This is a genomic window from Nitritalea sp. (assembly GCF_054166705.1).
The window spans coordinates 86,484-105,381 of sequence record NZ_JBSZCV010000007.1 but is presented as its reverse complement, the minus strand read 5'-3'; the positions used below and the strand labels follow the sequence as shown (position 1 = coordinate 105,381).

The 18,898-nt window shown below is 48.9% G+C and carries 15 protein-coding genes and 1 other RNA gene; 9 read left to right on the top strand and 7 right to left on the bottom strand.

What is annotated here, in order from left to right:
* Window positions 1–108: 108 nt before the first annotated feature.
* Complete coding sequence (gene ald, locus ACXIT9_RS03765) at window positions 109–1,227, bottom strand: alanine dehydrogenase (protein ID WP_458054913.1); 1,119 nt, start codon at window positions 1,225–1,227, stop codon at window positions 109–111.
* Between the two features lie 433 nt (window positions 1,228–1,660).
* On the opposite strand from ald, the gene ACXIT9_RS03760 reads away from it, so the two are divergent.
* Window positions 1,661–4,078: an alpha-ketoacid dehydrogenase subunit alpha/beta gene (locus ACXIT9_RS03760; protein WP_458054912.1), complete on the top strand. Its 2,418-nt coding sequence runs from the start codon at window positions 1,661–1,663 to the stop codon at window positions 4,076–4,078.
* Window positions 4,079–4,253: 175 nt separating this feature from the next.
* On the opposite strand, the gene ACXIT9_RS03755 is transcribed toward ACXIT9_RS03760, so the two are convergent.
* Window positions 4,254–4,928 (bottom strand): hypothetical protein, encoded by a 675-nt coding sequence (locus tag ACXIT9_RS03755; protein WP_458054911.1) that lies wholly within the window; start codon window positions 4,926–4,928, stop codon window positions 4,254–4,256.
* A gap of 117 nt (window positions 4,929–5,045) precedes the next feature.
* Between ACXIT9_RS03755 and ACXIT9_RS03750 the strand changes: the two genes are divergently transcribed.
* Together ACXIT9_RS03750 and ACXIT9_RS03745 are read left to right on the top strand one after the other, a co-directional pair.
* Window positions 5,046–6,044 (top strand): acyl transferase, encoded by a 999-nt coding sequence (locus tag ACXIT9_RS03750; RefSeq protein ID WP_458054910.1) that lies wholly within the window; start codon window positions 5,046–5,048, stop codon window positions 6,042–6,044.
* A gap of 52 nt (window positions 6,045–6,096) precedes the next feature.
* Entirely contained in the window at window positions 6,097–6,222 is a 126-nt protein-coding gene (locus ACXIT9_RS03745; protein WP_458054909.1) for a hypothetical protein, read from the top strand.
* A 12-nt stretch (window positions 6,223–6,234) separates the two neighbouring features.
* On the opposite strand, the gene ACXIT9_RS03740 is transcribed toward ACXIT9_RS03745, so the two are convergent.
* Window positions 6,235–7,392 carry a sigma-54-dependent transcriptional regulator gene (locus ACXIT9_RS03740; protein ID WP_458054908.1) on the bottom strand — a complete coding sequence of 386 codons (1,158 nt, stop codon included), beginning with the start codon at window positions 7,390–7,392 and terminating at the stop codon, window positions 6,235–6,237.
* Between the two features lie 20 nt (window positions 7,393–7,412).
* An RNA gene (gene rnpB / locus ACXIT9_RS03735) (RNase P RNA component class A) lies at window positions 7,413–7,808 on the bottom strand.
* Between the two features lie 210 nt (window positions 7,809–8,018).
* On the opposite strand from rnpB, the gene ACXIT9_RS03730 reads away from it, so the two are divergent.
* The 3 genes from ACXIT9_RS03730 to ACXIT9_RS03720 all read left to right on the top strand — a co-directional run bounded on the left by ACXIT9_RS03730 (window position 8,019) and on the right by ACXIT9_RS03720 (window position 12,146).
* Entirely contained in the window at window positions 8,019–10,472 is a 2,454-nt protein-coding gene (locus tag ACXIT9_RS03730) for a TonB-dependent receptor domain-containing protein (RefSeq protein ID WP_458054907.1), read from the top strand.
* Window positions 10,473–10,966: 494 nt separating this feature from the next.
* Complete coding sequence (locus ACXIT9_RS03725; RefSeq protein WP_458054906.1) at window positions 10,967–11,458, top strand: hypothetical protein; 492 nt, start codon at window positions 10,967–10,969, stop codon at window positions 11,456–11,458.
* A gap of 106 nt (window positions 11,459–11,564) precedes the next feature.
* Complete coding sequence (locus tag ACXIT9_RS03720) at window positions 11,565–12,146, top strand: DUF3109 family protein (protein WP_458054905.1); 582 nt, start codon at window positions 11,565–11,567, stop codon at window positions 12,144–12,146.
* Window positions 12,147–12,155: 9 nt separating this feature from the next.
* On the opposite strand, the gene ACXIT9_RS03715 is transcribed toward ACXIT9_RS03720, so the two are convergent.
* Genes ACXIT9_RS03715 through ACXIT9_RS03705 form a run of 3 tightly spaced genes read right to left on the bottom strand, consistent with a single transcriptional unit; the run spans window position 12,156 to window position 15,267 of the window.
* Window positions 12,156–13,490 carry a carotene biosynthesis protein gene (locus ACXIT9_RS03715; RefSeq protein WP_458054904.1) on the bottom strand — a complete coding sequence of 445 codons (1,335 nt, stop codon included), beginning with the start codon at window positions 13,488–13,490 and terminating at the stop codon, window positions 12,156–12,158.
* A 29-nt stretch (window positions 13,491–13,519) separates the two neighbouring features.
* Complete coding sequence (locus ACXIT9_RS03710) at window positions 13,520–14,407, bottom strand: hypothetical protein (RefSeq protein WP_458054903.1); 888 nt, start codon at window positions 14,405–14,407, stop codon at window positions 13,520–13,522.
* Complete coding sequence (locus tag ACXIT9_RS03705) at window positions 14,404–15,267, bottom strand: aminotransferase class IV (protein ID WP_458054902.1); 864 nt, start codon at window positions 15,265–15,267, stop codon at window positions 14,404–14,406. The genes ACXIT9_RS03710 and ACXIT9_RS03705 overlap by 4 nt, the downstream gene beginning before the upstream one ends.
* A 133-nt stretch (window positions 15,268–15,400) precedes the next feature.
* On the opposite strand from ACXIT9_RS03705, the gene sdaAB reads away from it, so the two are divergent.
* The 3 genes from sdaAB (at window position 15,401) to ACXIT9_RS03690 (ending at window position 18,840) form a co-directional block, all read left to right on the top strand.
* Window positions 15,401–16,075, top strand: coding sequence for an L-serine ammonia-lyase, iron-sulfur-dependent subunit beta (gene sdaAB / locus ACXIT9_RS03700; protein ID WP_458054901.1), 675 nt, complete (start codon window positions 15,401–15,403; stop codon window positions 16,073–16,075).
* A gap of 99 nt (window positions 16,076–16,174) precedes the next feature.
* The gene (locus ACXIT9_RS03695; protein WP_458054900.1) at window positions 16,175–17,515 is read left to right on the top strand and encodes a TolC family protein; all 1,341 of its coding nucleotides are present in this window, start codon (window positions 16,175–16,177) and stop codon (window positions 17,513–17,515) included.
* Between the two features lie 29 nt (window positions 17,516–17,544).
* Window positions 17,545–18,840, top strand: a complete 1,296-nt coding sequence (locus tag ACXIT9_RS03690) for an efflux RND transporter periplasmic adaptor subunit (RefSeq protein ID WP_458054899.1) — start codon at window positions 17,545–17,547, stop codon at window positions 18,838–18,840.
* Window positions 18,841–18,898 lie beyond the last annotated feature (58 nt).

Genomic DNA, 18,898 nt, shown 5'->3' with positions numbered 1-18,898 from the left:
GGGAGCAGAAAAAAGCCCTGTCACGGTGTAGTGACAGGGCTTTTAGGCTTAGCCTGTGCCCGTGTGGGAGCTTTGCGCCGGGAGGCGCAAAGAAGAAATGCAATAGACTTAGTCTGCGAGGTATTTTTCTACCGGCACATAGTCCATGTCGAAGGCTTCGGCCACGGCTTTATAGACGATGTCTCCATGGATTACATTTAGTCCTGGAACCAGTTCTGCATTCTCCTGTGCTGCGCGCTTCCATCCTTTTTCTGCCAGCTGGATCGCATACGGGAGCGTAGCGTTCGTTAGGGCGAGGGTAGAGGTGTAAGGCACTGCACCCGGCATGTTCGCCACGCAGTAGTGCAGCACATCGTCGATGATGAAGGTAGGGTTTTCGTGGGTGGTCGGCTTACAGGTTTCGATACAACCACCCTGATCCACGGCTACATCCACAAGTACGGCACCTGGCTTCATGATTTTTAGCATATCGCGTGTGATCAGGTGAGGGGCTTTCGCGCCTGGGATAAGTACGGCACCGACGATAAGGTCGGCATGTACGATCATCTCGCGGATGTTATATTCATTCGACATCATGGTCTTTACGTTCGCAGGCATGACATCGTCGAGGTATCTCATGCGTGGGATGGATACATCCATGATGGTTACATCAGCGCCGAGGCCTGCCGCCATCCAGGCCGCTTGTGTGCCCACGATGCCACCACCGAGGATGAGGACCTTCGCAGGGAGAACGCCAGGAACACCGCCGAGGAGGATGCCACGTCCGCCGAGGGGTTTTTCGAGGTAGTTAGCGCCTTTTTGGATGGCCATACGTCCAGCTACTTCCGACATAGGCACCAGAAGCGGGAGGCTACGGTCTGGCTTTTCTACCGTTTCGTAGGCGAGGCAGACGGCTTTGCTTTCCACCATGGCGCGCGTAAGTGGCTCGTGTGAAGCAAAGTGAAAATAGGTGAAGATGAGTTGGTCTTCTTTTATAAGTGCGTATTCGGGCTCGATGGGCTCTTTTACTTTAATGATCATTTCCGCTATTCCATAGACGTCTTCTATGGTTGGAAGGATCGCTGCACCGGCTTCGGTGTAGAGGTCATCGGAAAAGCCACTTCCTTCGCCAGCTGTATGCTGTACGTAGACGGTATGTCCGCGTTTTACCAGCTCTTTCGCTCCAGCAGGGGTAAGTGCTACCCGGTTTTCGTTGTTTTTAATCTCCTTTGGAACACCTATTATCATGATTATCTGAATTTGGGATTATAGCGGCAAATATACAGCTTGGGACGAAAAGGGCTTCATTTCAAGTCAAATATTTTGATACGCATAAGAAAAATGCTTAATTTTGAAATTATATTTGATTTAAAGGCGTTTATCTGAATATAATTTTAAATCGCTGCTTTAAGCTTAAAAATATTTGGCGAGGTGTATAGCTTTCGAAGGAGGGGCTTGTTTGGGGAATTAGGGTAGCTATATTTTAAAAAGAGTGGCAAAAGGGTTTTTTAAAGAATTTAATTTGGAGCTATACGTTTTTTAGCGGGGTCTTCAAAATAAATTTTCGAAAAAACTGAAAAATATTTACATTAGTGGGTTTGTAAAATTGTGAAAAAGTTTTATTTTTGGAATTACAGTGCTTAGGCATTAGAACCCAAAATAGCTTTAAGGATTACTAAATATGACACAAGTGGCAGCATCAACGAAGCAAAAAAACGGCATTAGCAGAACGAAGGCGCAACTTTTAGAAGATTTCAGGCTCGCATCGGAGAGTCGTCATGCTTCTCTTACGGGGAGGAAGGAGGTCTTTATGGGGAAGGCCAAGTTCGGGATTTTCGGTGATGGGAAAGAGTTAGCGCAGCTGGCCATGGCGCAGTTTTTTCGTAAAGGGGACTTCCGTGCCGGTTACTATCGGGACCAGACCTTTATGTTTGCCGTAGGCGAGCTCACGATTCGCCAGTATTTCGCGCAGCTGTATGCGCATACCGATGTGCAGGCAGATCCGGCCTCTGCGGGACGTCTGATGAACGGGCATTTTGCGACGCGTTCCTTAGATGAGCAAGGCAACTGGAAAAACCTGATGGAGATACATAATTCTACGGCGGATATTTCCCCTACTGCGGGACAGATGCCGAAGCTATTAGGATTAGCCTATGCCTCCAAGCTTTACCGCTCTTCGGAGGAGCTGCAGAAAATGACCCAGTTCACGGATGGGGGGAATGAGGTTGCCTGGGGGACGATCGGGAATGCAAGTACTTCTGAAGGGATGTTCTTTGAGGCTTTAAATGCCGCAGGTGTCTTGCAGGTGCCGATGGTGATTTCCGTCTGGGATGATGCCTATGGCATTTCGGTGGGGAGTGAACACCATACCACGAAAGGTTCTATTTCTGAGGCTTTGGCGGGCTTACAGCGTACGGATGAGCAGCCAGGTTTTGAGATTTTTAAAGTCCGTGGATGGGATTATCCTGCCTTAATCGATACGTATGCACGTGCTTCTAAAATCGCACGTGAGTCACATGTGCCTTGTCTGGTGCACGTGGTGGAGATGACGCAGCCTCAGGGACATTCGACTTCGGGTTCCCATGAACGCTACAAGTCGAAAGAGCGCCTAGAGTGGGAAAAGGAATTTGACTGCATCGCCCAGTTCGCCCAGTACCTCCTGCAGGAGGGCATCGCGGAGCAGGAGGAACTCGATGCGATCGATAAAGCCGCCAAGGATAAAGTGAAACTAGAGAAGGAGGCGGCGTGGAAAGCCTTCAGCTCTTCTATAAAAGAGGAATTAGAGGAGGCAGTGGCTCTTTTGCAGCGAATAGCTGCAGAGGCGGGTGCGGCACAGGGTACGCTCAGCCAGATGGCGGATGACCTCAAGAAGACCATGAATCCGATTCGCAAGGACGTGGTGACCACGGTACGTAGGGCGCTTTGGGAGCTGCGCGGAGTAGATTTTCCTGCTAAAGCGGAGCTGCAAACCTGGTATAAACGCATGCAGGAGCGTAATGCCGACAGGTACAACAGTCACCTCTACAGTCAGTCGCCTTACAGTACGGCGAAGGTAAAGCCGGAACCCCTTCGTTTCGCCGAGGATGCTCCTCTGGTAGACGGAAGAGAGGTTCTACAGGCTTGCTTCGACCAGATTTTAGCGCGCGACCCACGCTTTTTCGCTTTCGGAGAGGATGTGGGCAAGATCGGTGATGTAAACCAGGCCTTTGCCGGCTTGCAGGCCAAGTACGGTGAAAATCGGGTGTCGGATACCAGTATTCGGGAGTGTACGATCATCGGGCAGGGCATCGGGGCTGCGCTTCGTGGACTGCGTCCCATGGCGGAAATCCAATACCTAGACTATATCCATTATGCGCTGATGACCTTATCGGATGACTTGGCGTGCTTGCAATACCGCACAAAGGGTGGGCAGAAAGCACCCCTTATCGTCCGCACGCGTGGCCATCGCTTAGAGGGGGTTTGGCATGCAGGTTCTCCGATCGGTATGTTGTTACATTCCCTTCGGGGCATGCTACTCTGCGTGCCACGCGATATGACCCAGGCCGCCGGGATGTATAATACCTTAATGGAGGCAGATGAGCCAGCACTGGTTATCGAGTGTCTCAATGGTTACCGCTTAAAAGAGCGTATGCCAGAAAACATCGGCAGCTATAAGGTACAACTTGGTCTTCCAGAGGTGATCCGCACGGGCACAGATGTGACAGTGGCTACCTATGGCTCCATGTGCCGCGTGGTACTCGATGCGGCTGAGCTGCTGGCAGAAATGGACATCGAGGTAGAGGTGGTCGATGTGCAGACCCTACTGCCTTTCGACACTACAGGTGTGGTAGGCAAGTCTATCGCCAAGACGAATCGCGCCGTTTTCGCCGACGAGGACATGCCAGGAGGGGCTTCGGCCTTTATGCTGCAGCAGGTCATCGAGGGCCAAAAGGCCTACTATCACCTAGACGCTGAGCCCGTGACCATTCATGCACAGGCGCATCGTCCAGCGTATTCTTCAGATGGAGATTATTTCTCCAAGCCTTCCGTGGAGGATGTAGTGGAGCGCATTTATTTGTTGATGCACGAAGCGGATCCGAAGCGTTACCCGATGATTTAAGTAAAAATTATAGACTTCTAAAAATTATAGACACATAAAAAGGGGAGATGCCGCTACAGGTGTCTCCCCTTTGTTTGTAAAAGTTCGCTAGATGAAGGTAATCTAGTGGTCAAGTATGTTTTTTGCTGCAGGCAAGCACTGGCCTTTCGGCCAAAAAAAAAAACTGACCGGTGACTTATCGACGGCGGATCCCTTGGAGGGTCACCTCCGGACTGCTTACCCAAGCAGAGGAATTCAACTGACGGTCCTGGATACGGACCTCTACGCGGATAGTGTCGTTTCGGAAAATGTTATTCCAGCCGCTACTGATCATGGCATAGGCGATGGTGCCTTCCACCGCTTGGCTGTTATTTCCGGACAAGATGCGCGGAAAGCGCCCATTAAAGCTTGTAAAGAAGGGGGGATCCTCCCAGCGAAACTCCTGGAAAACCCCATTACGCTTGATAAAAAACCGTACGAAGATATTGTTGTGATTCGGATTCGGTTCGACCCAAATGGTATCACGTACTTCTTGATTGTTTACGATCGGATTTATACGCCAGTCGATCGGGTTAAATGGCGGAGCATTTGCTGGTCGATTGCGAAAGGTAATCAGATTACCTCCTTGATCTCTTCTAAAGGTCAGTTCCTGAAAGGGGGGCTGGATTTCGGTGGCGTTCAGGCCTAAGTCACCCTCTGCATCTCGAAAGTCCACAGCCACGATGAGCGAGTCTTGGCCGGGCGTTTCGACGAACTCTAGGGAGTTGAACTCAATTTCCGGAACACTGGGGAAATTCGTGGGCGGTGTCACACAGGCCACCATTCCGAGGAGTCCCAAGCCAGCGCTAACCAGTGTGTTTTTACAATTCATGGGTATGCATATTTTAGCCTAAGCGTTAGATCGTTTATCTTTGTCCTGTCAGCCTGCGCTGCGGCGGATGGAGCTGCAAGGTACACTTTGTAGCAGGACATTACAAATTAGAAAAGGATGATCGAATTCGAAAGTTTTTCCGAACATATTCTTAACGCAAAAAGTATCGACTTTGATTCGAAGGCTTTAGAAATATTTCATTTTCAGGCGGTACATAACCCGATTTACGCTGCTTATCTGCATGCGCGCAGGATTAGACCGGAGCATGTACAACGTGTGGAAGAGATTCCTTTTCTGCCCATTCAGTTTTTCAAGCAACATGCCGTAGTCTCAGGTGATCTTTCCCGCATGCAAGCCTGCTACACCTCCTCTGGAACTACAGGGGCCATCACCAGTCGGCATCATGTCTGGTCCGAAGCGTTTTATTTGCGCCATGCGCGTAATCTTTTTCAAGAGCACTATGGGCCGCTGGAAAACTACCATATCCTGGCGCTTCTGCCGGCATATTTAGAGCGGGAGGGCTCTTCGCTAGTGGCCATGGCGGCGGATTTTATTAGGGCGAGTGCCTCGGAACATAGTGGTTTTTATCTTTATGACCACGATGCGCTGCGGGAGAAGCTGGCGCTGCTGGCGCAGCAAAGGGAACGTAAAGTGCTCTTATTAGGAGTGACCTTTGCGCTTTTAGACTTAGTAGAGTCGGGAATTCCACTACCTGAGTTTCCGGAGTTAATCGTGATGGAAACAGGAGGTATGAAGGGCCGGCGTCGGGAGATGATTCGGGAGGAGGTGCATGCGCTGTTAAGGCCTGCTTTCGGGGTGCCCCATATTCACTCCGAATATGGGATGACCGAGCTCCTTTCTCAGGCCTATTCTTTCGGTGATGGGGTGTATCAGTTGCCAAAAACCTTGCGTGTACTGCTCCGGGATGTACACGACCCGCTTTCTCCAGCTGCGCGCAGCCAAGGAGGGATAAATGTGATAGACCTTGCTAATTTTCACTCTTGTGCTTTTATTGAGACGCAGGATCTAGGTCGTTTACGTCCGGATGGAACATTAGAGGTTTTGGGGCGTTATGATCATAGTGATGTGCGGGGCTGCAATTTAATGGTCAATTAGTTTGGCTATATCCCCGAAATCCTCGATATTTAGGCACAAAAAATACAATTTCATGAAAAAGCTTTTCATCGCCGTTTTGGCCGCGGGTTTATTGGCCTTTAGTTCTTGTGTCAGTACCAAGCCTTGTCCTGCCTACGCGAAGGCGCCGGTAGAGCAGCCCGCGGATGTGAAGGGATAAGCGTATGCGGATTTAATAACCCGCATACTTCTTGATATCTTCTTCCGTTATTTCTTTTTGGCCGAGAATGACTAATCTCTCGACCACATTTCGCAGTTCTCGGATGTTTCCTGTCCATTCGAATCCTTGTAGCGTCTTTAAAGCCGCAGGCTGTATAGATTTTTTAGGTGCCCCCTGTTCTGCTGCCACGTCTGCTAGAAACTTATCTACCAGCAGCGGGATATCTTCTTTGCGGTCCTTCAGGGCAGGGACCTGGATGACGATGACACTGAGTCTATGGTATAAGTCTTCTCTGAAGTTTCCCTCTTGAATTTCTTTCCGTAGGTCTTTGTTGGTGGCCGCTAACACGCGTACATCTACTTTTATGTCTTTATCTCCCCCTACGCGGGTGATTTTGTGTTCTTGTAGGGCGCGGAGTACTTTCGCCTGTGCGGATAAGCTCATGTCACCGATTTCGTCCAGGAATAAGGTGCCGCCATTAGCTTGCTCGAATTTCCCTTGTCGCTGTTTGTTGGCTGAGGTGAAGGCCCCTTTTTCATGACCGAAAAGTTCACTTTCGATTAACTCAGAGGGGATAGCCGCACAGTTGACCGCAATAAAAGGAGCGGCGCTGCGTGCACTTTTTTGGTGCAACCAGTGGGCTACGAGTTCCTTTCCAGTGCCGTTCGGGCCATTAATGAGGACGCGTGCTTCTGTCGGGGCTACCTTTTCGATGGTTTCTTTCACTTCTACGATAGCTGCACTTTCGCCGATCATATCGAATTTCTTCGAAAGCTTTTTCTTGAGCACTTTCGTTTCTGTGACAAGTGTTTTTTTATCGAGGGCATTGCGAACGGTGAGCAGTAGTCGGTTCAGGTCAGGTGGCTTAGGGATGAAGTCGAAAGCCCCTTTTTTGGTCGCTTCCACGGCCGTTTCGATCGTGCCATGCGCCGAAATCATGATGAACTGGGGCTGCTTTTCCAGTTTCGCTACTGCATCGAGGACCTCTATGCCATCCATCTTCGGCATTTTGATGTCACAAAGTACCAGGTCAAAGTCTTCTTCCAAGATTTTTTTAAGTCCTTCCTGGCCATCTTGGGCTTCGGAAATCTGGTAGTTTTCGTATTCTAAAATTTCGCGTAGGGTGGAGCGAATCACCCGCTCATCGTCGATAATCAGTAGTTTTGCCATATAGTGTGTTAAAGGAACAAAAAGTGTGCAAGTCTATAAGCCGGGTTCTGTACTTTTCAGCGAAAAGTGCCTGTCATTTATCTAGGACATTTCTCACGAAATGCCTCTATCGGTCTACCCACTTCGGTTATTTACCAGAGTAAAACGGACGAGCAGCCCTTCACCCGAAGCCTATTTGACCTTTCAACCCATGAGGTTTACCTTGCCCGTGCAGTCACCTACACGGCGGTGGGCACTTACTCCACCTTTTCACCCTTACCGGAGAAGTTTCCTCTTCCGGCGGTATCTTTTCTGTGGCACTGGCTGTGACTTGGGCCTTTCGCCCCAAGCCCCTTCCCGTTAGGAAGCATGGCGCTCTATGTTGCCCGGACTTTCCTCCCTCTTTCGAAAAAGACGGCGACAGGCCGACTTGCACACTACAAAATAAACGCTTTTTTTCCAGCTTTTTATCCCGAGGTGAAAAGCTTTTGTTTTTCTTCCCTCTTTCACGGCCTCTCCGCTCCCTAACACCAGGGTAAAGTCTTTTTATTTATCCATACATTTATTTCTGCCTCTTATTTGGATTAAGTTTAAATAGGATATACCTTTGCATTGTTATTAATACTAAATCTAATTAAGACTACAAGATGCGTACAGGACTAACTAGAAAATTATTGTTAGTAGGTGTGGCGGTGCTGCTTTTGGGAGTTGAAACGTCGGCATCTTCCGTTTTTTCCGATACGAAAACCGATAAGGAAAATGAAAAGGAAGAGGTGTTACGAGGCGTTATTCGCGGTAAGGATGGTACCCCGGTACCCTTTGCGAATATCCAAGTACTTGGGACCATTAAAGGGGCTGTGGCGGATATAGACGGTAATTTTTCGCTTGCGAATCTGCCGAACGGGACCTACGAAATCAAGGTTTCAGCAGTGGGTTACCGATCCATCACCCGCGAAGTGAACGTGGTGAATGGCCAAATTCAGGAATTAGAACTGATCTTTAGTGAAATGGGCGTAAACATGCCTGAGTTCACCATCATCTCTGCGAAAGACCGTCTTTTCTCCAAGACTCCAGGGTCGGTGAATTATATCGATAAGCGTGAGCTAAATTTCGTAAATCCGATTAGCATCGCAGAAGCTTTACGTAGAACGCCGGGGGTGAATGTGGTGGAGGATGAACTGACAGGCATGCGCCTCAGCATGGGGATACGCGGTTTAGACCCAAACATGAGTCGTTCTATTTTAATCTTAGAAGACGGGGTGCCTGTAGCCTTAAACCCTTATGGCGAGCCGGAGATGTATTATACGCCTCCTGTAGACCGAATGGAAGGTATGGAAATCTTAAAGGGCTCTGGTCAGATTCTCTATGGTCCTCGTACCGTGGGTGGTGTGGTAAACTTTATCACAGCTAACCCGCCAGAGTCTGCACAGGGACGCGTGAATATACAGGGTGGTCAAGGTGGCTTTTTCTCCGGTCTTTTCAACTATGGGAATACGGTCGGAAATACAGGGTATCATGTCAGCCTACTGAGAAGAAGCGCCGAAAATTTGGGGCCCACCAGTTTTGGACTAACCGACCTGAATGCTAAATTTTTATTTGACCTTAACGATCGCTCTGAGCTGGGCATGAAAATAGGCATTTACGATGAAACATCGAATGCGACCTACATCGGAATGAATCAACTGATGTTTGAGCGTGGGGAGAATGATTTCGATGCCCTGGCTCCAGATGATTTATTAGAAGTTAGGCGTCTGAGCATGAGTCTTTCGCACAAGTACCGACTTAGTGATCGTGCCCGCTTGCGAACGATCGCCTATGGCTACACGACGACGCGTAATTGGAGCCGTCAGGACTTTGCTGTAAACGCGACCAATACAGCGCCTGCAGATTGGACAGGTGAATTCTGGGGGGATCTGAATGTGCCAGGAGGTGCTATTTTTATGCGCGATGGAACAGGAAATCGGGACAGGTCTTATGAAGTAGCGGGCATCGAGCCTAGGTTAGAGCTTGATCATGACCTATTTAATGTAAAAAATGAATTGATTACAGGCATTCGTCTGCATTATGAGCGTGGATTCGTTCAGCGCGTAAATGGCACGCGTGCTGGAGTTCGAAGTGGGGAGTTGCGTGAAGATGAAATCCGTACAGGCCATGCCTTTAGTGCGTATTTTCAAAACACGACGGAAATTACTTCCAAGCTTGATGTCAACGTAGGTTTACGCTATGAAAATTATGTGGCAGAGCGCGATATCTTGAGAAGGCCTTTTGGTGGGGTGGTGCGCGACACTGTCTTAGTGGCCACTAATGTGGTTAGTGAATTTATCCCAGGCGCAGGTTTTAATTACCGTCCCGTGAATAATGTAAATGTTTTCGGTGGGGTGCATAGAGGTTTTGGGCCTCCTCGTCTCCAAGATGCCATTACAGGAGAGGGTGAGCCGCTAGATTTAGATGCAGAGTCTTCCGTGAACATCGAATTGGGGATTCGCAGCCAGTTGTTCCCCTGGTTGTTTGTGGAGCTAGCGGGCTTCCGTATGGATTTCAGTAATCAGATAATACCCGTGGCTCAGTCCCTCGGTGGAGCTGGTTTCGGTGTAGTGAATGCAGGGAGAACGCTGCATGAAGGGGTGGAGGCGATGATCAACCTAGAGCTTTCTCGCCTGTTTAACTGGGAAAAGGTGAATTTATTCTATGATGCGAATATTACGTATGTTAATTCTGTCTTTAGCGAAGATAGAATCATTAATGACGTAAACGTAAAAGGTCTGCGCACCCCTTATGCGCCAGAGTGGCTACTGAATACAGCACTTACGATCGAGACAGAAATGGGCTTTGGCGGACGCCTTACCTTAAACCATGTAGGAGAGCAGTTTACGGATCAAGTGAATACTATCGAGCCACGTTTCGATGGGCGCGTGGGCCTAATGCCTGCCTTTACCACCATCGATGCTACCCTGATGTATGAGGTGAAAAAGTGGAATTCTCGTTTTAATCTAACCATTAAAAACCTTACGAATGAGCGCTTTATCGCCTCTAGAAGGCCGGAAGGTATCCGTATGGGACTTCCACGCTTCATCACGGCGGGTTACGAGTTCCGCTTTTAACAAGCCGATCACTGTCATAAGCGTGCCGCAGTAGGTGGCAAGCAGGTGTCGTAGAAAAAAGCCGAAGAGATGCTCCGTAAAAAGGATCTCTTCGGCTTTTTTATCTAAAAAAATATCGCCTTAGAGAAAAATTTGTTGAAAAGTGCTCTTTTCAAGACTGTAGCAGTTAAGTCTTTGAATTCACCTTCTAATCTGCTATTATTTCTTCCTTTTTTTTTATGTTATTTGGTGATTCAGGTAGGGAAAACGGCAATGCTTGAAAAAAAAATAGTCCGTGTAAAAACCTTTTCAACTCACTTTCAGTTTAATTAGCATAAGGCTTTTAAAGCTTTTCTTCATAGTGCTGGGTTGAACTGTCTCCATTGGAGGCAGTTCTTTTTTTTGGCGTTTTTTAATTTAAATAATAGTTTGTTTGGATTTTTTTTCTGTCTGCAGCTAAAAGTCCAAAGTTCTGATTTGCTACGTATATGCGTGTAAATAAATAATTTAACGCTATGCAAGTCTTTATTCGTTTTAGTCTTTTCTTTTTTCTCTATCTTTTGGTAACTGCTTGTTATCAAACCGAGGAGGAAACACCTATTATAGAAGAACCTGAAGAAGTACAATTAATGGGAACCCTTACCTTAGGTAATGTAGGCGCAAGAGCCTATCTGTTCACAGCCATCGAAGGGGAGGGCATCACGGCGGAATTAGAAGAGGAGAACGCTGACCTTTCACTGGTGATCGGAGGACGATATACCGTGATCAATGGAGCTGGTGCTCCACATCCCTTTCGTCTGCTCGGGCGACAAAATGCGGAAATCCTGCTTTCCGAGGATGAAGCTACAGAAGGTCGCTTCGAGTCTGATCCCGATGTCGATTTTCAGGTAGAGGATTTTGTGATCCAGTTCACCTTGACGCCGGCACTTGCCGCCGAATTAATGCCCTATGTGTGTGGCCGCCACCCTTCGATGACAGGAAATGTAATTGCGGTAGATGCAGAATAATTTCCGATCCTGAGTATTTCGGGTAAGCGACCCCTTGAGCATTTGGATGGTAGGTGTTTAGGATTTCAAGGGGTTTGCTTACCTTTGTGCTTTAAAGCAAGTAGGGATGATCGTAATCGGGAAAACAGTCCTTTCGGACGATATTAAAGAACAATTTTTTGTCTGTAATTTAGAAAAGTGTAAAGGGGCTTGTTGTGTAGAAGGTGATGCTGGAGCTCCATTAGAGGATCGAGAGACCAAACTTTTAGAGCAGCTTTATCCAAAAATCAAGCCCTTTATAACAGAAGCAGGACAGCGGGTAATCGAGTCTCAGGGCACTTGGGTGTACGATATGGACGGAGAGAAGGGAACACCCACGATTGGTGATAACCGAGAATGTGCTTATGCGCTCTATGATGAGCGGGGAATTTTAAAATGCGGCATTGAGCAGGCCTACCTTGCGGGCGTTATTCCCTTTAAAAAGCCCATTTCCTGCCATTTGTACCCGATACGCATCGATAAATATGCTGATTTTGAAGCCTTAAATTACGACCGCTGGGACATTTGCGCCCCCGCCTGTGATTTGGGAACTGCACTAGGAGTTCCTGTCTATAAATTTTTAAAGGATCCGCTTATCCGCAAGTATGGGGAGGCCTGGTACGCTGAATTGGTGCGCCTAATTGAGCAGGAAAAAGATTCAGAGGTCTAAGAATGGTCCTTAGGGCTCAGGGGTAAAATACCGAAGACGTAGTTTTTGGGCGTCCGCCCAAAGAAAAGGTACCAAGCTTCCATAGCCGATCCAGCGGCAGAGGTCCTCGACCCAGTCGGGGTAACTTCCATAATGCACATAGGATAGAAAGGCGATCGCTGTCCAGGGTATGGCAGCGCGCATGCCACTCAGCAGGGCTAAGGGCAGCAGCGGGAGGAGGTACCAGGGATGTAGTGTGGTCTGCGCGATGAGGTACACGCTTAGGGCCATGTAAAAGTAGGCACTCAGGGTTTGAATGCCGGGAATGCCTCTCTTCCATGCCTGCAGGTAAAGTAGCATCAAAGCAATCAGGACAGCGCCGTTCAGGAGTTTGCCCAGCGTCTGAATAGGGTTGTAGCCGAGGAGAAGTTGGCCGATATCCCGTAAGTAGCCGTAAAGAAAAGGGAAAAACTCAAAATTACTTTGATAGAGGCTCAAGCTGCTGCGGAATCCTTCCCAAGCGCCGGGCAGCCAGAAGGGAATACTTAAGCCTAGGGCTAAAAATCCACTTGCCAGGACCTGAAGCGGCCATTTTTTCTTTTTAAGGAGCAGGGGCAGGTAGATCAGGGGGAGCAGTTTAAGCCCGATGGCTGTCCAGCAGACGAGTATGCTCGCTTGCCAGTGACCTTTGGCGAAAGCCAAAAGAAGCACCAACAGACAGCTCACGATGTAAATTTCTGCATGTAAGTTGCCGACGCCTTCCAGGATTACTAAGGGATTCAGGGCATAGAGCAGTGCCTGTCGCGGCTGCGCCAAAAGGTAGAGGAGGAGCCGAATGCTAAGCACCTCAGCCAGTAAAAGCAGCACCTTATGGAAAAGCAGTTGGGTATGCAGCTGTGGTCCGATCCAGGCGCCAAGTGCAAAAAGTGCCTGCTGCAGGGGAGGGTATACGGAGTGATACTGCGGACTGTTCATCTCCTGGAGGAGCTGTAGGGCAGCGTGCCGCTGGGTGGAAGGAAGTAGCGCGATCGCTTCTTCGGGGAGATGGCTGTAAGGGTTTATGCCCTGCTGCACCAGAAGGCCATCGAAAAAAAAGCGGTAAAAATCATCACTGAGTTCTGGCCAAGTGAATAAATAGCTGAAGCGAACTAAAAGTCCTAAAAAAAGGAGTGCATTTAAGTGGTTTTTATCTTCGGCGTGGCGGTAAAGGAGCAGGGAGCTTCCGAAGGTAAGCGCAAAGGTGAGTAGGAGGGGAAGGCTGGCTTCCCGGGTCCAAAAAAAACCCAGCAGCACCATACCGAGGGCATAGGCCAGCCCCAGCACGATGAGGAGGAGGGGGCGGATTTGGGGTTTCGTTTGTAGCATCTGCGATGATCTGTCAGCGAACCGGGGGGTTAGCGGAGCTTTAATTCTTCACGTAGGAAGCTGTCTTCACGACGATTATTTTTCCAGTAGGCTTGTTTTTTTATGGCCTTTCGTGTGGCCTTTGTGCGGATGATGCCACCATTCTTTTCGCTTTGGGTTTCTTCCCAGCCGAGGATTTCATGTGGGAAATCGCGAAGAAAGTCGATTTTTAGGGTTCGTCCTGTATTGCCATAGGTCACTTCCAGCTGCCGGCGCGACTCTGAAATCTCTTGGATACGGATAAAGGCTTCATGCGCCTCGATCGGAGTGTGCCGCAGACGATTTTCTAACACGGAGGGGAATAATTTTACGCTCCCGGTGGGGATGGCCTCCGGTTGGATCCGGACCAGGGTCCAAAGTTCATCTTCTGAGAGTCCATTCACGGAGCCGCTTTGATCACCTTCCGACTCGAAGTAGGAATACATACGCCAGCTGTAGCCATCGTCGCTGTTATGGTTGAGCTGGGCGAAGCTTTGGCCACACCATTCCTGCACGCTGGCGGTGATTTTCGGGCTGGGGCGCTGCACTTTCGTGGGGGTAAAGATGCTGACCATGGTATTGTATTTATAGACCCCGGTCTCGAATTCCCGTATACTGTTTAACTTCAGCACGTTCAGCACGTCTTTTCCTTTAGGGTCATCAAGTTTTACCTGTCTTTTTTTCGAAAAATCTTCTGTCACGTAGATGAGCACAGCCTCTCCTGGGTGAACTTCCCCGTAGCGTGCTTGCTCTAGGGTGAAGGAGCTAACCTCTGCCTCGCCCTTAAACCAGTAGCCACCCCAAACTGAAAAATCGATTCCCTCGCGAGGGATTTCTGACTTACAGCTCCCTAGGATAAGGGTGAGGAGGAAAAAGGGGAGGACTAGCTTACGTATCATTCGCATGAGGTTAATGTCTCTAAAAAAGGAAATCTATCAAAAGGATTGTGTAATTCCCGACCTTCCAGCTGCTGAATCCAGCTTATGCCGGTCACGTTACTCGTCCACACATAGGGAGCGTTTTCGAGGACTTCAGGTAAAAACAAGCCTTCTACAACAGTTAAACCTGCTTTTTGGGCCGCTTGTTTAAGCCGTTCTCTTCCTATTCCCGCGATGCATCCGCTACTCAGCGCGGGCGTGTACCACTGCTCTCCGTCACTCCAAAATACATTAGAGGCGGCGCATTCGCAAATTTCCCCCCGGCTATTTCGCAGAAGCAGTTCGTCCAGCCGACGCCGCTGTTTTTCTCTGGCGGCCCAGACGTAGACCAGCGCACTACCGGTTTTTACCTCGGACCAGGGGGACAGGGGCACCGAGAGTTCTTGGCTCCAGGCGGCTTTCGGTTTTAGTGTGGGCGCATCGCGCCAAGGGTTCAGGCTGATCCACTCTAGCAGTGGGGCCTCGGTGGACAGGTAGCGTCCCTGACCGCTCTTAAAAAAATCATAGCGCACCCGTGCGCGGGCACAGGAAGGGGGGAGATGCTCACGGATGCTGCTTTCGAGGGCATCGAAGGAGGAGAGTGCCGCTTCTGGCCAGCCGAAAAGCTGGCAGGCTTTTTTTCTTCTGGCAGCATGCAGGGCTTGAAACTGGAGACGGTCCTCTGCCCAGCTCATGGTTTCAAAACAGTTTTCTCCGAAAAAGAACCCTCTATTCGGCGGCAGTGCCTTGGCTAGCTGCCATGATCCTCCTGCGCGGAGGAGGTAGATTGTTTCGAAATCGTACACTTTATCGTTCATCAGCGAACAGGTCTTTGCTTGCATTTGGTTTTCCTCCTTAAAAGAAGTGAAAATTTTACGCTTAAAATAGTTTTTCCTGCTTTTAAATGCTTCTCCCATTTTTCACGTACGCTTTCTTTCTATATTAGCATTGTTTTTGGCTAACAGAACTAGAATTATGAGCAAAAGTGGCATTTTCGATATGATCGGTCCCGTGATGATCGGTCCGTCTTCTTCCCATACGGCGGGAGTCGTGCGGATAGGACGTGCTGCCGTACGGGTGCTGGGCAGCATTCCAGAGCATGCGGAGATTACCTTTTATAATTCCTTCGCGCGCACCTATGAAGGGCATGGCAGCGACCGCGCTATTATCGGTGGCTTACTCGACTTTAAAACCGACGATGCGCGGATCAAGCAGTCGCTGGACCTGGCACGGGAAAGAGGTCTCACCTTCACCTTTAAATCAGTAGGAAATGCCTCTACCTATCATCCGAATACAGTGCGGCTGCTGCTGCGCAAAGGAGACCGTCAGGTGGAGGTCATCGGTGAAAGCTTAGGAGGTGGTTTAATTAATATCTCACGTGTGGATGGCTTTCATGCTAATTTTTCTGCGGCGGCACACACCTTAATCATTAAGGCTGAAGACACGCATGGGGCGATCGCCTTTATCGCATCGGTGCTCGCGCAAGAAAAAGCCAATATCGCCACCATGTCTGTTTCTCGGAAAGGCAAGCATGATCGTGCCTGTCATGTAATCGAACTCGATTCCGGTATCCCCGATATTACTGTTCTGTATCTAAAAAGTATTCAGTGGGTGCAGGAACTGATTTACATTCCGGATATCGATATGTGAGCACCTTTTAGCGTGCTCGAATACAAGACCCTGGAGGGCATCTTTACTACTGAAAATGGAACCACTTAAAATGCATATGATGAAAACGATACGAAGTTTATGAAAAAGTATTTCTACGGATTAATCGGCCTATTTTTATACGGCGGCGCAGTCGAGGCCCAACAAATGCGCGTGAACAATTTAGATCTGCGGACCTGCATCGAGGTGGCGCTGGAGAACAATCTAAATTTAAAACGCAGCGAGGTGAATCTTGCACAGGAGGAAATTAACCTCATGCAAACCCAAGGACAGCGCTTACCCTCCCTGTCTGCAGGTGGAAGTACAGGCTATCGCTGGGGGCGTTCGATCAACCCGGTGACCAACCTTTTCGAAACAGATCGGATCGGGAATGTGAACGTAGCCGCCAACTCCTCCATGCCTGTTTTTCAGGGCGGTCAGCTGTATTACTCGGCACAGCAGGCGAAGGTAAATATTCAGGCCGGCATGTATAATGTAGAGGCGGCGCGTAATAGTATCTCCTTGAATGTGATCAACCTTTTCGTCAACATCTTATTTGCTGAAGAGCAGCGCAAAATCGCTGAGAACCAGCTGGCCATAACAGAAGAACAGCTGGGCATTACGCGTAAATTAGTGGAGGCAGGTTCTCTTCCTGTAGCCAGTCAGCTAGATTTAGAGGCGCAAGCGGCCACGAATGAGCTAGAGGTGGTGAATGCGCGTAATAATTTGCGTATCGCGCGGTTAAATTTGGCGCAAGCCATGCAGATCCCCTTTACAGAGGATTTTTCGATCTTTGCTCCCGAGTTAGAGGCGGAAAATTTTCAGCTGACGCAAAATTCCGTGGATGAAATCTTTTTCATCGCCATGGAGGTCCTTCCGGAGGTTCGGGCAGCAGAGCTAGGCGTGGAAAGTGCCGAGTATGGGATTAAAATAGCACGTGGGGCTTTTTTGCCCTCGGTTACAGTAGGGGTAAATATTTTCTCCAACTATGTCGATCGCTTCTTTCTTGGCGAGCGGGACTCCTTCGGGACGCAGCTGGAGAACAACCTTTCTCAGTCAGGGAATATCAACTTAAACATCCCGATTTTCTCGAATTTCCGGAACAAGGCGGGTCTGCAGCGGGCACGCTTACAGAAGCGCTTGAGTGAGTTGCAGGAAGTGGAGACGCGTCAGCAGGTACGGCAGGACATCGAGTCGGCGTACACGAATGCCTTTGCGGCACGCCAATCCTACAATGCTTCTTTACGGCGGGTGGCTTCCTTAGAAGAAGCTTTTCGTATCGCGCAGCAGCGCTTCGATGCCGGTGCGATTAACTCTGCCGACTATCAGATCGCGCAGAACAACTTGTTTAATGCGCAAGCAGATTTAGTAAATGCAAAATATGGTTTTATTTTCCGTGTGAAGGTATTAGACTTTTACTTAGGTAATGACCTAGAATTTTAATTTAACCCAGTAATTTTCATTAAAGCGACATGGCAAAGAAAAAATCGAGCAAAGTACTTCCTATTTTAGGTGGACTTTTGGTTCTCATCGTCCTGTTTGTACTTATCGGTAAGTCGATGGGTTGGATAGGAGGCGAGCGCGAGGTAATAGTAGAAGTGAAGGAAGCGAAGTTCGCTACCATTACCGAAAAAGTGAGTGCTTCGGGTGTGATTCAGCCGGAGATAGAGGTAAAACTTAGTCCGGATGTAGCCGGTGAGATCATCGAGTTAAATGTTTTAGAAGGAGACAGTGTAAAGGTGAACGATCTTTTGGTGAAGATTCGTCCTGATAATTTTGTGTCGGCCTTAGACAGAAGTCGTGCCCAGTTGAATCAAAATAAGGCCAACTTGGCCCAGTCGGAGGCGAACTTAAAGCGTTCAGAGGCGCAGTTTATTCGCGCGGAACTAGAATTTAAGCGAAATGAGAAGTTGTATAAGGATGGCGTCATTTCGGAGGCAGATTTCGAACAGATTAATGCCAATTTCCTCACGGCCCAAAACGACTTGTACGCAGCGGAACAGAGCGTTTTAGCGGCGCAGTATGTGATTAAAAGTGCGGAGGCGACGGTAGCTGAGGCGGCGGAAAATTTACGTCTGACGAATGTATACAGCCCTGTAAACGGTGTGGTCAGTAAACTTCTAGTGGAGAAGGGGGAGCGTGTGGTCGGAACGCAGCAGATGGCGGGTACTGAGATGTTACGTCTGGCCGATCTTTCGCGCATGGAAGTCCGTGTGAATGTGAATGAGAATGATATCGTGCGCATTAATTTTGGTGACACGACGCTAATCGAGGTAGATTCCTACAGTGCGAATGGGCAGCGTTTTAAGGGGATTGTGACCTCGATCGCCAACTCTTCGAATGAAAAAGCCAGTATGGATGCGGTGACGGAATTTGAGGTACGTATTCGTATTTTGAATGAGAGCTATATGCACCTGGTGAGCGAGCGGAACCGTTTCCCTTTCCGCCCAGGGATGACCGCTAGTGTGGATATTATCACACAGAAAAAGGAAAAGGCGTTATCGGTTCCCTTAGCGGCTGTTACCACCCGCGAGGCGCAGCTCGATACACTACCGGATGGTTCTACTCGCGCGAAGACGCTTGTGTTTAAGTACAGTGAGGGCAAGGCCGTTTTGGTGCCGGTTAAAACAGGTATTGCGGATTTTGATAACATTGAAATTTTAGAGGGCGTCGCTGAAGGCGATAAGATTATCGCAGGGCCGTATATTTCTGTGTCGAAGACCTTACGTGACGGCGAAAGTGTACGCCTGATGGAAGGAAGACCATAAGGAAATAGGAGAAGGATTGCTTCCGCTTTGCCCTGCGGGCAAAAAAAACAGTAAAAAG